Source organism: Streptomyces sp. XH2 (assembly GCF_049725035.1).
Classification (GTDB): Bacteria; Actinomycetota; Actinomycetes; order Streptomycetales; family Streptomycetaceae; genus Streptomyces; species Streptomyces roseoverticillatus.
The window spans coordinates 88,168-101,422 of sequence record NZ_JBMMMZ010000023.1 but is presented as its reverse complement, the minus strand read 5'-3'; the positions used below and the strand labels follow the sequence as shown (position 1 = coordinate 101,422).

Below are 13,255 nucleotides of genomic sequence, written 5' to 3'. Positions count from 1 at the left end.
GTCCGGCACCGCCGGCCTGCCTCGTCGTGGCTCAGCGCCGCCGCGGCGGAAGAAAACGCCCGCCGCAGCGGCGAGCAACCACGACGTGCGGGTCCGGCGGTGCCGGACCGGCGCGCGGACTACCCGTACACCGCCCGCAGCGCGTCCTCCACCGCCGCGCGGGCGGCCCCGTGGTCCAGGCCCAGTCTCCGGGCGCGCTCCGCGAAGGCGCGCGCCGCCGCCGCGGCCTCCCGCGCCGCCGTGTCGCCCGGGGCGGCGATGAAGGAGCCGTGGCGGCCCCGGGTCTCGATGACCCCGTCGGCCTCCAGCGCCCGGTACGCCTTGGCGACGGTGTTCGCGGCGAGGCCGAGTTCCTCGGCGAAGCCGCGGACGGTGGGGAGCTTGTAGCCGACGGGGAGCTCGCCGGAGCGGGTGCGCTCGGCGATCCGGGCGCGGATCTGCTCGAAGGGCGGCTCGGCCGCGTCCGGGTCGACGGTGATCTTCAGGGCCACGCCCGGACTCTACAGCTTCTACAGCTCCAGCGCGGTGTCGTGCATGCGCAGCCAGGTGTCCAGGTTGAGGACGAGTTCGGTGGCGGAGCGGAAGGACTCGCCGGCGTCCTCGGCGAGGCAGCCGGCGACGGCCTCGGTGTCGAGGAGGGGCCGTACGGGCGCGTCCTTGTCGGCGAGGACGCGGCCGAGCTCGGCGCGCAGCGCGGCGGCGTAGCGGGGGTCCTGGATGCTGGGGTAGGGGCTCTTGACGCGGTCGGCGACCTTCGCGGGCAGCACGTCGCGGGTGGCGGCGCGCAGGAGGGACTTCTCGCGGCCGTCGAAGGTCTTCATGGCCCAGGGGGTGTTGAAGACGTATTCGACGAGGCGGTGGTCGCAGAAGGGGACGCGGACCTCCAGGCCGACGGCCATGCTGGCGCGGTCCTTGCGGTCGAGGAGGAGCTGGACGAAGCGGGTGAGGTGCAGGTAGCTGATTTCGCGCATGCGCCGTTCGAGGCCGGTCTCGCCGGGCAGGCGGGGCACTTCGGCGAGTGCGTCGCGGTAGCGGGAGTCCTGGTGGCCGGCGAGGTCGAGCTTGGCGAGGAGGCCGCGGTCGAGGAGGGCGGAGCGGCCGCCGCTGTGTTCGCCGGCGAAGCGGTCGGCGGCTCCGGCGGCGGCCCAGGGGAAGGTGTCGGCGTGCACGTGCTCGGGGTCGTGGAACCAGCGGTAGCCGCCGAAGACCTCGTCGGCGGACTCGCCGGAGAGGGCGACGGTCGACTGTTCGCGGATGGCCTTGAAGAGCAGGTAGAGGGAGACGTCGCCGTCGCCGAAGCCGCTGACGGGCATGTCGCGGGCGGCGAGGACGGCGTCGCGGTTGGCCTTGGCCATCAGGTCGGCGGCGTCGAGGACGATGTCGGAGTGGTGGGAGGAGACGTGGGCGGCGAGGGCGTGGGCGTAGGGGCCGTCGGGGGTGGGCCGCATGGGGTCGGGGCGGAAGTTCTCGGTGTGGCCGGTGAAGTCGACCGAGAACGAGCGGACCGGTCCGGCTCCGGCGGCGTCGAGGCCCTTGGCGGCGAGGGCGGTGATGGCGGAGGAGTCGAGGCCGCCGGAGAGCAGGGTGCACAGGGGGACGTCGGCGATGAGCTGGCGGCCGACGATGTCGTCGAGCAGGTCGCGGACGTGGCGGACGGTGGTGTCGAGGTCGTCGGTGTGCTCGCGGGCTTCGAGGGCCCAGTAGCGGCGGAGGGTGAGGCCTCCGCGGCGTATGCGGGCGGTGTGGCCGGGGGGCAGTTCGTACATGCCCTTGTAGGCGGCGTGGCCGGGGGTCTTGGTGAAGGCGACGAGTTCGGCGAGGCCTTCGGCGTCGACGGCGGGGCGGACGGCGGGGTGGGCGAGGATCGCCTTGGGCTCGGAGCCGAAGAGGACGCCGTCGGGGAGGGGGAAGTAGTAGAGCGGTTTGATGCCCATGCGGTCGCGGACGAGGAGGAGTTCCTCGGTGCGCGGGTCCCACAGGGCGAAGGCGTACATGCCGTTGAGGCGTTCGGTGAAGTCCTCGCCCCACTGGAGGTAGGCGTGGAGGACGACCTCGGTGTCGCTCTGCGTGCGGAACGCGTGGCCGTGGCTTTCGAGTTCGGCGCGCAGCTCGCGGTAGTTGTAGACCTCGCCGCTGTAGGTGGTGACGAGCAGGGTGCGGCCGTCGCGTTCGACGCTCATGGGCTGGGCGCCGCCCTCGATGTCGATGACGGCGAGGCGCCGGTGGCCGAGGGCGGCGTGGGGGCCGTGCCAGGTGCCGCCGGCGTCGGGGCCGCGGCAGGCCATGGTCCGCGTCATCGCGTCGAGTGTGGCGCGCGCGGCCGTGGGGGTGGTGAGGTCGTCGGCGTAGGAGATCCATCCGGTGATCCCGCACATGGTTGCGGTCTCCCCTTTCGGTAGGCCGGTCCCGGGTGCTCCGGGCATGGCTGATCCCCCGTGAGGTGCGGTCCCCGCCTCGGGGGCGGCGGGGGCCGCACGCATCACCGTACGCCCATTTAGATGCATAGGCCATCCATGTGGCGGTGAAACGCCGGTAAAGCAGTCCGGAACCAGCCGACTCCCGGGCGCGGAAGAGGAGTTCAGGAGAGGAAGTGGAACGTGGGCGCCGGATGCATCAGGAAGGCGTGGTGCGAGATGTTCCAGGCGTACGCGCCCGCCATCGCGAAGGCGATCCGGTCCCCCGCCCGCAGCTCGGCGACCGGGACCCCCCGCGCGAGGACGTCCTTCGGCGTGCACAGCTGCCCGCTGAGGGTGACCGGCTCGTCCAGCGCGGCCGGGCGCGGCCAGGGGCGCTCCCAGGCGTCGGCGGGCAGCACGGTGAAGGGCTGGTCGTGGCCCTTGGCCGCGGGGGTGCGCAGGTGGTGGGTGCCGCCGCGCACGACGGCGAACGCCTCGCCGTGGCTGTGCTTGACGTCGAGGACTTCGGTGACGTACCAGCCGGAGTGGGCGGTCAGGGCGCGGCCGGGTTCGATGCGCAGCCGGTAGCCGGGGTGCTCGGCGGCGAGGGCGGCGAGGCCGGTCCCGTAGGCGGCCCAGTCGAAGCGGGCGCGCGGGCGCGTGTAGTCGACGGCCATGCCGCCGCCCACGTTGACCTCGTCCAGGCCGAGGCCGTGCCGTTCGTCGAGCGCGCGCGCCCAGGCGGTGACGCGGGCGGCGACGGTGAGCAGGGCGGGGGCGTCGAGCCCGCTGGCGAGGTGGGCGTGGATGCCGCGCAGCCGCAGCCGGGTGCCGCGCAGCAGGGGCAGGCACGCCTCGGCGCGGCGCGGGTCGAGGCCGAAGGGGCTGGGGCGGCCGCCCATCGCGAGGGCGGCGCCGCCGAGTTCCCCGTCGCCGGCGGGCAGGTTGACGCGCAGCAGGATGTCGGTGGGCGCTTCTCCGGGGCGTTCCGCGGCGAGGGCGGCGAGCAGGCGCAGTTCGCTCTCGCTCTCGACGTGGACGCGCTCGGTGCCGAGGCCGAGGGCGAGGCGCAGTTCGGCTTCGGTCTTGCCGGGGCCGCCGAAGGCGAGCGGCAGGCCGGGGACGGCCTCGCGGACGTGGGCGAGTTCGCCGCCGGAGGAGACCTCGTAACCGCTGACGTGCGGGGCGAGGGCCCGCAGGAGTTCGGGGGCGGGGTTGGCCTTGGCGGCGTAGTACAGCTCGGTCTCCGGCGGCAGGGCAGCGCGGATCTCCGCGGCGTCGGCGGCCAGGGCCGTGAGGTCGTGGACGTAGGCGGGGAGGTCGCCGGCGGGCAGGGCCGTGGCGTGGCCGGCGACGCGGGGAGGGATCACGGTGCGGGACTCCAGGTCTCGGTGCGGGGGGCCGTGGTGAGGCCGGCGGTGGACAGCAGGTCGGGCACCAGCGGCGAGGCGATGCGGACGTAGCCGGCGTCGCGGTCGGCCTTGCGCTCCCAGCGGGTGAGCAGGTTGGCCTTGGCGGGCAGCGGCACGCCGGCGATGAGGGCGCGCAGCAGCGGGGGGTTGCCGTGGGCGCCGGCGCGGTCGGCGAAGGTGCGGCGGACGGCGTACCAGAGCTCGGGTTCGAGGTGGGGGTGGCGGTCGGCGAGGGCGGCGAGGACCTCGGCGATGTGGTTGACGACGAGGCAGTAGACGACGCGGTCCCAGCCGCGTTCGCGGTCGTACGTCATGGGCCGGGCCACGTCCGCGGGGAGGGCGGCGAGGGCGGCGGCGTGGTGGCCGGGCAGCAGCTTGGTGCCTTCGAGGTCGCGGAAGAGGACCTGCCGGGGCGTGCCGTCGGCGCCGACGCCGAGGACGACGTTCTGCAGGTGGGGTTCGAGGACGACGCCGTGGTCGAAGTAGGCGGCGAGCACGGGCGGGACGAGCAGCCCGAGGTAGGCGTGCCACCAGGCGAGGGCCTCGGCGGGGCCGGCGCCGTGCAGGAGGCTGCCGAGGTGGGCGCCGCCGGTGGGGTACTCGTCGGCGACGGCGGCGGCCAGCAGGCCGGTGACGCCGGGGGCGAGGCGGGCGCCGAGGCCCTCGCGGACGATGACGCCGAAGCCCTCGGTGAGGTCGCGGCTGCCCAGGTCCAGGGTGCGGTAGGCGGGTTCGCGCAGCAGGCCGGTGCCGGGGAAGCGGGTCTCCAGGTCGGTGGCGGCCCCTTCGAGGAGGCGGGTGAGGGCGACGGCGCCGGCCAGCTCGTACTCGGCGTTCTTGCGCAGGCAGTTGGTGATGCGGATGTTGAGGCTGAACTTGAGGAAGTCGCGGCCGTCGTAGAGGGTCCGCACGGACGCGGTCGGCTCGAAGGGGGTGCCGCCGGGGCCGAGGTCGAGGACGTCGCGGCGGGCGACGGCGGCACGCAGCACCGGGTGGTCGCGCAGCATCGCGTACTGCCAGGGGTGGGCGGGCAGCAGGACGTAGCCCTCGGGGACGGGCCGCTGCCGGTCGAGGGCGGCGAGGGCCCCGGCGGTCGCGGTCTCCTGCCGTACGCGCTCGCGCCGCACGGCCAGGTGGTGCAGCGGGAAGCGGGCGCGCGCCTCGGGGGCGTAGCGGGTCCAGTCCGCGGCGGCGCCGGTGCGGGCCTTGGGGGTGGGGTGGAAGCGGTGGCCGAAGAGGAGGGACTGCTCGGAGTCCATGTACGGGTCGGGGCCCGCCGTGCCGCGGGGGGCGTCGAGGGCCGCCGTGACGCCGGCGTGGCTGGCGGCCACCTGGCCGAGGAACTCCTCGTTGCGGACGCCGGTGCGCAGCTCCAGCTCGCGGTGGATGTGCTCGGCGAGGTCCTGCCAGGTCAGCTCGGTCCAGTCGCCGTCGCGCCGGCCGCGGACGGGGCCGGTGAAACGGTGGGCGCCGAAGAGGGAGGCGCGCCGCAGCCCGACGCGGAGCAGGACGCCGCAGCGGGGCAGGCGCAGCAGCAGGTGGCCGTCGGCGACGGCGGTCTGGTGCTCGGGCCCGGAGACCTCGCGGAGCAGGCAGTTGAGCAGGGTGTGGGCGACCACGTGGTCGGCGGTGGCCACGCCGGGGAGGGCGGCTGCGGGTGCGGAGGACATTCAGCGGCTCCAGCGGGTGCGGAGGAGTGTGGTGGTGCTGACGACGGCCGTCAGGGCTGCGACGGCGGATCCTGCGACGACGGGTGCGGCCGGGCCCCAGAGGCCGGTTGCGGCGGCGGCCGCCGCTCCGGCGACGACGGCTCCGGCCTTGGATATGAACTCCAGGGAGCCGAAGAGGCGGCCGGGTCCGCGGCCCCGGCTGGCCTCGGCGGCGAGTGCGGACAGGCTGACCAGGCCCAGCGTCATGCCGGCGCCGAGGAGCAGCCGCAGCGCCACGAACGAGGCGACGGTGGAGGCTCCCCAGTGCCCGGCGAGGGCGGCGGCCACGCAGGCGAAGCCGGTGACGGCGCCGAGGTGCGGGCGGTGGGCGACGGCGGCGTGGACGGGCTTGGCGAGCAGCAGGTAGCAGGCGTGCGGGAGGGCGAAGAGGGCGCCGCCGGCGGACGGGCCGAGGCCCGGCAGCCGCTCGCCGACCAGGGTGAGCAGGTAGGGGTAGGAGATGACGGTGGCGAGGACGAAGGCGAACTCCAGGGCGTAGAGGGTGCGCAGGGGGCCGGGCGGCGGTGCCCCGGCCGGCGCGGCGGCGGCCGCGGGCCCTGCCGTGCGCGGCGGTTCGGGGAGGGCGGCCAGCATCAGGGCGGCGGCCAGGGGCAGGACGGCGAGGAGCGCGTACTGGCGGTGCGGGGAGAGCCAGGGCGTGAGGCCGCCGACGAGGACGGGCGCGGCGACGAGCGCGAGGCGGGCGCTGCCCTGCATCAGGGTGAGCGCCCAGGAGAGCCGGCGGCCGTCGAGGGCAGCGGCGAGGTAGCCGTTGGAGGCGGCGAAGGTGCCGCCGAGGACGCCCTGGAGGACGAGGGCGGCGGTGAAGGCGGGCAGGCTGTCGGCGAGTCCGGCGAGCAGGAACGACAGGGCGAGGCCGAGCTGGGCGCGCAGCAGGAGGCGCTTGCGGCCGAAGCGGTCGGCGAGCCGGCCCCACAGGGGGGCGCCGAGGGCGCCGAAGACGGTGGGGACGACGTAGAGCAGCCCGGCCCAGCGGGCGCCGCGGTCGCCGAGGGCGGGCAGGATCTCGGTGAGGTAGGGGGGCAGGCCGAGGGCGGCGAACGAGGCGACGAAGTAGCAGGCGGCGACGGCGTGGACCTGGCGGTTGCGCAGCACGGGCCGTTCCTCGCGGGTGCGGCCGTCGTGGAGGAGGGCCGTCATCGCCGGGCGTCCCGCAGGTAGTTGGGGCCCTGGACGTAGTGCTTGTTGATGTCGGCGGCGCCGGAGCGCTCCTTGGTGAGCAGGGTGCCGGCGGTGACCATGGCCTTGACGGGCAGCCGGTCGGCGTCGAGGACGCGGGCGCGCAGGACGGCGGCGGCGCCGGGCGAGGTGCCGGCGACGCGCTCGACGGCCTCGGCGAGCCGGTCGCGGAGGCGGGCGAGGAGCCCGCCGAGGTCGCCGCGGCCGAGCCGGGCGAGCTCGAAGACGGGGGCGGCGGCGCACAGGTGGAGGGTGATGGTGGCGAAGACGTCGGCGACGGGGCCGTCGCCGGCGACGAGGATGCGCCGGTCGTCGAAGCCGAGGAGGTCGGCGGCCGAGCCGCCGAGCCGGGCGGCCAGGCGCACGGCGTACACGCGCGGCCCGTCGTTGTCCTTCAGCAGCAGCCGCATGCGGGGCTTCCCGCCGGGGGCGTCCAGGACGAGGGAGGTGTTCTGCTGGTGGGATTCGAGGGCTATGCCGTACGAGAAGAGGGTGGTGTGCCAGTCCAGGAGCAGGGTGAGGTAGGCGTCGAGGAGGGCGGCGAGCGAGCCGCCGTAGTAGCGGTCGGCGAGTTCGTCGGCGACGAGGGCGCCGCCGGGGGTGCGGGCGAGCAGCGCGGCGACGGGCAGGACGTGGGCGTCCCGGAGGCCGGCCGGGTAGCGGCGGGCGAGGACGGCGAGGAGTTCGTGGTCGGACTGCAGGTGGGTGCGTTCGTCGGCGAGGAGGACGCGGCCGGCGAAGCGCGGCTCGTGGGCGATGACCTCGCCGAGGAGGCGCTGGCCCACCTCGCCGTCGAGGAGGGTGCCGGGCTTGATGGTGCGCCGGTTGCGCAGGCCCAGGGTGGCGGTGGCGAGGGGCAGTTTGAGGTGGGTGGCGGGGTCGGCGGCGACGGCGACGGTGCGGGTGGAGAGGGTGGGCAGCACCTCCAGCCAGGGCTTCTCGGCGTGGCGGGCGGTGCCGCCGAGGCCGGCCGCGCGGAGGGCGGCGGCGAGGGGGCCGGCCGCGGTGAGCGGGTGGACGGGCAGGGCGGTGTGGGTGGCGTCGAGGCCGCGCAGGCCGAGGGCGGCCGGGGTGGGCCACCAGGCGGGCAGGAGGGTCCGGTCGCCGCGCACGGCGCCGTGCGGGAGGGCGAGCCAGTGCAGGGCGAAGGACGGGTGGAACTCGGGTGCGTACGCGCGTAGTTCGCCTTCGCTGAGGCCGGCGCGGGAGCGGCCGGTCGGGTAGACGGGGTGGTCGCGGTAGGCGGCGAGGGTGTCGTAGGCGAGGGAGCCGCCCAGGCCCGTCCAGCCGCCGGTGTGCCGGCCGTAGGTGTCCGTGAGGTGCGTGGTGACGTCATCGCGGACGCGGTCGTGCAGCCGGGCGGCGGCCAGCGCCTCCTCGCACTCGGCGAGGAAGGCGTCGTAGCCGGGCCGGTCCTCGGCGGGCACCGCGGCGCGCAGCCGGGTGAGGACGGGGCGCAGCCCGGTGAGGGGGCCGGCGGCCGTCTCGACGAGGGGTTCGCGCGCCTGGATCTCGCACTGGAAGCCCTCGGGGGCCACGGGCAGCAGGACGGTCTCGTCCGCGGTGCGCAGGTGGAGCCAGTCGCCGTCGGGGCGGTGCTCGGTGCGGGCGCGGCCGCGCAGGCCGTAGGCGTCCTCGCGGAGCAGCGTGCTCAGGACGCGCTGCAGGAGGTCGTCCTCCACCACGTCCGTACTGGTCAGGCTCATGACATGATCTCCCAGCGCTGTGCGGCCAGGAAGGCCTCGACTGCCTGGTCGATCCGGCCCTGGTCGGTGCCGGTCGCCCTGATGACGCCGAGGTAGTCGCGGTTGGTGCCGTGGAGCGGGTGCGTCTCGCCGGTGCCGCGCAGCGGCCGGTAGACCAGCCGTACGCCGTCACGCTCGGTGTCGCTCGCCGGGGGCGCCTTTTCGAGCGTACCCCCGCGGTCCGCGCAGACATACTCCACGCGCAGCCCGCCGTCAGGTCGGGCGCGCAGGTCCGCGGGCAGCGGCTCTCCCAGGTGGGTGCGGAGGATGTGCTCGAAGAGGGGGATGCCGAGCACGTCGGCGAGGGCGATGTCGCACTGGTCGCCTATGGCGCGGTAGTTGACCTCGATGAGGCGGGCGCGGTCGCCCTGGGCCACGTACTCGGTGTGGCAGGCGCCGAAGCCGACGCCGAGGGCGCGCAGCTGGGCGAGCACCTGTTCCGTGTGCGGTTGCGGCGGTTCCGGCAGCAGGTCGAGGCGTTCTTCGATGAAGTGCGGCGGCGGGGACAGCCGGGTGCGGAACGAGCCGAGGACGTGCAGGGTGCTGCCGTCGCCGAGGGTCTCCAGGGTGTGCAGCTCGCCGTCCAGGTACTCCTCGACGACGAGGGAGGCGCCGGGCCTGCGGGCGCGGATGTCGTGGCAGTGCCGGACGAGGGCGGCCGCGTCCTCGGCGAGGGTGACGTCCTCGCTGGCCACGCCCTCGCGCGGCTTGACGACGCAGGGGTAGGGCAGGTCCGCCTCCTTGAGTCGCCCGGGGAGGCCCTCCGGCTCGTCGACGGGGCCGAGTTCGACGGAGCGGACGGGGTCGGCACAGGCCTCGGCTCCGGCCTCGGCGAGGCGGCGGCGCAGCAGGGCCTTGTTCTTGGTGTCGAGGGCGGCGCGCCAGTCCTTGCCGGGCAGGCCGAAGTAGGCGGCGGCCAGGGCGGCCTGGGGCTGGAGGTGGTCGCTGTTGGTGAGGACGGCGTCGGGGCGGGCCGCCGGGCCGAGCGCGGAGATGCGGGCGACGACCTCGCGGAAGTCGGTGACGTCGCAGCCGAGGACGGAGAGATCGGGCAGTTTGCCGCCGTCGGCGACGCTCTGTTCGTAGGCGCGGCGGTGGGCCACGGGCTGGTCGGTGAGGAGGGTGACGTCGAGTCCGAGGCGGGCGGCCGCGGGCAGGAAGCCGAGGGTGACGGAGTCGGTCGGGTTCAGGGCGAGGAGATGGAGCCGCACGGGAGCGCCTTTCGGCAGGCTGCGGGGGACGGTGGTGCGTGGGGGGATACGCGGGGTGCGTGGGGAGGCGCCGCCGGGCCGGTGAGGAGGAGGGGTGTCGGCCCGGCGGCGGGTCCGGGGAACGGGGTTTCGTCTGCCTGGGGTTACTTGGGGGCGTCGACGCCGGCGGCCTTGGCGATGTCGTCCAGGACGTGGTTCGCGGCCTGGATGCCGATGCCGGACATCCAGGTCTCGTCCGGCACCTGGAAGACCTTGTCGTTCTTGACGGCGCCGAGGCCCTTCCACAGCGGGTTGTCCTGGACGGCGCCCTGCTGGGTCTTCTTCGGGTCGTCGGCGACGGTGACGAAGACGAGGTCGGCGTCGGCCTTGTCGATCTGCTCCGGCGAGACGTCGGTCATCGCGGCGTCGACGTCCTGCGAGGCGGGGCGGCGCAGGCCGGTGTCGGCGAGGACGATGCCGCTGAACGAGGCCTTCTGGTAGAGCCGGGTGGGGCCGGCGACGAAGCGGACGACGGACGCGGTGGGCATCGTGCCGTTGTTCTTCTTCCTGATCTCCTCGCCCAGGGCCTCGGCGCGCTTCTGGTACGAGCCCAGGGCCGTCTCCGCCTCCTTCTCCAGGCCGAGGGCCTTGGCGTGGACCTTGAGGTTCTCCTTCCAGGGCGCGCCGGTCGTCTCCGTGAAGACGGTGGGGGCGATGCCCTTGAGCCGGTCGTAGACCTTGGCGTGGCGGACCTTGGAGGACAGGATCAGGTCGGGCTTGAGGGAGATGATCCGCTCGATGTTCGGCTCGGCCATGGGGCCGACGTCCTTGGTGTCCTTCGTCTTCGCCGCGAGGTACTGCGGGAAGCCGCCCTCGGTCTTCATGTGGGGGGAGACCGCGCCGACGGGGGTGATGCCGAGCATGGTGACGTCGTCGAGTTCGCCGGTGTCGAGGACGACGACGCGCTGCGGCTTCTTCTTGATCTCGGTGGTGCCCATGGCGTGGGTGACCGTGCGCGGGAAGGCCGCGCCGGCGCTGCCGGCCTTGTCCTCGCCCTTCGCCTTGTCCTCGTCGCCGCACGCGGTGAGCGCGGCGGCGCCGATGATCACGGCGAGGAGTGCGGCCGGTACTCTGCGCAGCCGGTGGGGGGATGGTCGGAGGTGGGTGGTCACGGCGGACTCCTGTCTGGGCGGTGTGGGGAGCGGGGCGTGGGGGGCGGGGTCAGTGGGGTCGCCGGCCGGCGCGGCGTCCGCCGGGGCGGGCGCGCGGGACGACGAGAGGGGTGCCGGTCTCCGGGTCGGGCACGACCCGGCACTCCACCTGGAAGACCTTCTCGACGAGTTCGGCCGTGAGGACGTCGGCCGGGGGGCCGGCGGCGGCCGGTCTGCCGTCGCACATGACGACGAGGTGGTCGGCGTAGCGCGCGGCCTGGCCCAGGTCGTGCAGGACCATCACGACGGTGCGGCCGGCCTCGGCGTTGAGCTCGTCGACCAGGTCGAGCACGTCGAGCTGGTGGCGCAGGTCGAGGAAGGTGGTGGGCTCGTCCAGGAGCAGCAGGGGCGTGTCCTGGGCGAGGGCGAGCGCGATCCAGGCGCGCTGCCGCTGCCCGCCGGAGAGCTGGTCGACGGGGCGGTCGCGCAGGGCGTCGGTGCCGGTGCGGGCGAGGGCCTCCTCGACGGCGGCCTGGTCGGCCTTGGACCAGGGGGTGAGCATGCGCTGGTGCGGGTAGCGGCCGAGGCGCACGAGCCCTTCGACGGTGACGCCTTCGGGCGCGACGGCCTGCTGCGGGAGCAGGCCCAGGCGGCGGGCGAGGGCGCGGGCGGGCATGCGGTGGATGTCGGCGCCGTCGAGGGTGACGGTGCCGGCGGTGGGCGCGAGCAGACGGGCGAGCCCGCGCAGGAGGGTGGACTTGCCGCAGGCGTTGGGTCCGACGACGGCGGTGACGGCACCGGCGGGGACGGCGAGGTCGACGCCGTCGACGACGGTGCGGCCGGCGTAGCCGAGGCTGAGGCGGTGGGCGGCGAGGGTGTTGGGGGGAGACGTGTCGCCTGCGGCGGGCGGCGGGGTGGGCGTGGCTGCCGCCGGGGCGGGCGCGGGGCTGTGCGGGACGGCGGGGGCGCGGGAGGGCTCGGGGGCATCGGCGGGCGCCGGGGCATCGGCGGAATCGGGGGCGGGCGCGGGGCCGTCGGTGGCCGACGAGCCGCCGTTCACGGCCGCCGGGTCCCGCGGCGATGCGAGGCCTCCTGCAGGCACAAGCGCATCGGCAGGTGCCGGGTCGTGCGAGACCGCAGGGGCGCGGGAAGGCACAGGCCCGCCGGCGGGTGCCGGGGCGTCGGGGGAACCGGGGCCGCAAAAAGGCGGTGGCGTGCGGCGGTCGTCGCTCATCGGGCGGTGCTCCCAGCGGTGGCGGGCTTGAGTTGGCGCAGCATCAGGACGAGCAGCCAGGGCGCCCCGAGCGTGGCGGTGACGACCCCGACGGGCAGGCCGTGGACGGGCAGCAGGTGCAGGACGGCGAGGTCGGAGGCGAGCAGCAGGACGGCGCCGCCGAGCGCGGTGAGGGCGAGCGTGCCGGCCGTCGGGGGCCCGGCCAGGAACCGTACGACGTGCGGGACGGCCAGGGCGACGAAGCCGACGGGCCCGGTGAGGGCGGCCGCGACGGACGCCAGGAGGACGGCGAGCAGGAGGAGTTGGAGGCGGGCCGCGTTCGGGGCGAGGCCGAGGCCGCCGGCGGACTCGTCGCCGAGGTCGAGGACGGCGATCCGGCGGTGGCCGGCCAGGGCGAGGAGGATGCCGGCGAGGACGAGCGCGCCGCCGGTGCCCGTCTCGGTCCAGGTCCGGCCGTAGACCGAGCCGGTGGTCCACTGCAGGGCGTCCGCGGCGAGTTCGGCCGGGAAGCGGACGATGAAGAGGTTCACGACGGCGGCGAGCCCCTGCTGCACGGCGAGGCCGACGAGCACGATGCGGGTGACGGTGACCCCGCCGCGCCAGGAGAGCGCGGCGAGCAGCAGGGCCGCCAGCGTCCCGCCGCCGAGCGCACCCGCGGGCGTGAGCGCGGCGGGGGCGCCGGTGGCCAGGACGGCGACCGCGCCGAGGGAGGCGCCGCCGGTCACGCCGACCACGTCCGGGGAGGCGAGCGGGTTGCGCAGCACGCGCTGCATCACGGCCCCGGCGACGGCGAGCCCGGCTCCGGCGACGATCGCGGCGACGGCGCGGGGGGCGCGCAGTTCCTGTACGAGCATCACGTCGGCGGTGTCGCCGAGGCCGAGGAGGGCCCGCAGCGCGTCGAGGGGCGGCACGGACACCTCGCCCGCGCCGAGGCCGAGGGCGAGGAGGACGGCGAGGAGCAGGGCGGCCGCGGCGGAGAGGAGGGCGGTGCGGCGGCGCTGCCGGGCGAGCGCGCCGCCGTGGCCGGTCGGGCGGCGGCGGTAGCGATGCGGGAAGGGGTGCCGGAGCCGGGGCGCCCGGGAGCGTGCCGGCGCCGGGCCCCGCTGCGCGTCCGGCCGGAGCACCGTGTCCGCCGCCGGCGCCGGTCGCGCCGGTCGGTCCGGTCCGGCTTCCGGGGCGGCACCGGCCCCGCCCTGTGCGGTCCTGTCGCTCATCGGG

Annotated in this window: 10 protein-coding genes; all 10 read right to left on the bottom strand. The window is 75.7% G+C overall.

The annotated features are described in order from the left end of the window. Positions 1 to 119 precede the first annotated feature (119 nt). The 10 genes from ACOTKD_RS35780 to ACOTKD_RS35735 all read right to left on the bottom strand — a co-directional run bounded on the left by ACOTKD_RS35780 (position 120) and on the right by ACOTKD_RS35735 (position 13,251). Complete coding sequence (locus ACOTKD_RS35780; protein WP_424893156.1) at positions 120 to 491, bottom strand: GntR family transcriptional regulator; 372 nt, start codon at positions 489 to 491, stop codon at positions 120 to 122. Between the two features lie 18 nt (positions 492 to 509). Continuing rightward, entirely contained in the window at positions 510 to 2,375 is a 1,866-nt protein-coding gene (gene asnB / locus ACOTKD_RS35775) for an asparagine synthase (glutamine-hydrolyzing) (protein ID WP_424893155.1), read from the bottom strand. A gap of 203 nt (positions 2,376 to 2,578) precedes the next feature. Further along, positions 2,579 to 3,766 (bottom strand): alanine racemase, encoded by a 1,188-nt coding sequence (locus ACOTKD_RS35770; protein WP_424893154.1) that lies wholly within the window; start codon positions 3,764 to 3,766, stop codon positions 2,579 to 2,581. Further along, complete coding sequence (locus ACOTKD_RS35765; protein WP_424893153.1) at positions 3,763 to 5,478, bottom strand: IucA/IucC family protein; 1,716 nt, start codon at positions 5,476 to 5,478, stop codon at positions 3,763 to 3,765. Before ACOTKD_RS35765 ends, ACOTKD_RS35770 begins: the two co-directional genes overlap by 4 nt. Further along, on the bottom strand, positions 5,479 to 6,678 hold the full coding sequence (locus ACOTKD_RS35760) for an MFS transporter (protein ID WP_424893152.1): 1,200 nt from the start codon (positions 6,676 to 6,678) through the stop codon (positions 5,479 to 5,481). It lies immediately after the preceding gene. Next, complete coding sequence (locus ACOTKD_RS35755) at positions 6,675 to 8,423, bottom strand: IucA/IucC family protein (RefSeq protein ID WP_424893151.1); 1,749 nt, start codon at positions 8,421 to 8,423, stop codon at positions 6,675 to 6,677. Before ACOTKD_RS35755 ends, ACOTKD_RS35760 begins: the two co-directional genes overlap by 4 nt. Further along, on the bottom strand, positions 8,420 to 9,673 hold the full coding sequence (locus ACOTKD_RS35750; RefSeq protein WP_424893150.1) for an ATP-grasp domain-containing protein: 1,254 nt from the start codon (positions 9,671 to 9,673) through the stop codon (positions 8,420 to 8,422). Before ACOTKD_RS35750 ends, ACOTKD_RS35755 begins: the two co-directional genes overlap by 4 nt. A gap of 143 nt (positions 9,674 to 9,816) precedes the next feature. After that, positions 9,817 to 10,824: an ABC transporter substrate-binding protein gene (locus ACOTKD_RS35745; protein WP_424893149.1), complete on the bottom strand. Its 1,008-nt coding sequence runs from the start codon at positions 10,822 to 10,824 to the stop codon at positions 9,817 to 9,819. Positions 10,825 to 10,873: 49 nt separating this feature from the next. Beyond that, the gene (locus tag ACOTKD_RS35740) at positions 10,874 to 11,863 is read right to left on the bottom strand and encodes an ABC transporter ATP-binding protein (RefSeq protein ID WP_424893164.1); all 990 of its coding nucleotides are present in this window, start codon (positions 11,861 to 11,863) and stop codon (positions 10,874 to 10,876) included. A gap of 170 nt (positions 11,864 to 12,033) precedes the next feature. Further along, entirely contained in the window at positions 12,034 to 13,251 is a 1,218-nt protein-coding gene (locus ACOTKD_RS35735; protein WP_424893148.1) for a FecCD family ABC transporter permease, read from the bottom strand. Positions 13,252 to 13,255: the final 4 nt, after the last annotated feature.

Excerpts from the sequence above, each read along its gene's own strand:
- asnB (WP_424893155.1), bottom strand. The coding sequence starts at position 2,375 with ATGTGCGGGATCACCGGATGGATCTCCTACGCCGACGACCTCACCACC.
- ACOTKD_RS35765 (WP_424893153.1), bottom strand. The coding sequence starts at position 5,478 with ATGTCCTCCGCACCCGCAGCCGCCCTCCCCGGCGTGGCCACCGCCGAC.
- ACOTKD_RS35760 (WP_424893152.1), bottom strand. The coding sequence starts at position 6,678 with ATGACGGCCCTCCTCCACGACGGCCGCACCCGCGAGGAACGGCCCGTG.
- ACOTKD_RS35755 (WP_424893151.1), bottom strand. The coding sequence starts at position 8,423 with ATGAGCCTGACCAGTACGGACGTGGTGGAGGACGACCTCCTGCAGCGC.
- ACOTKD_RS35735 (WP_424893148.1), bottom strand. The coding sequence starts at position 13,251 with ATGAGCGACAGGACCGCACAGGGCGGGGCCGGTGCCGCCCCGGAAGCC.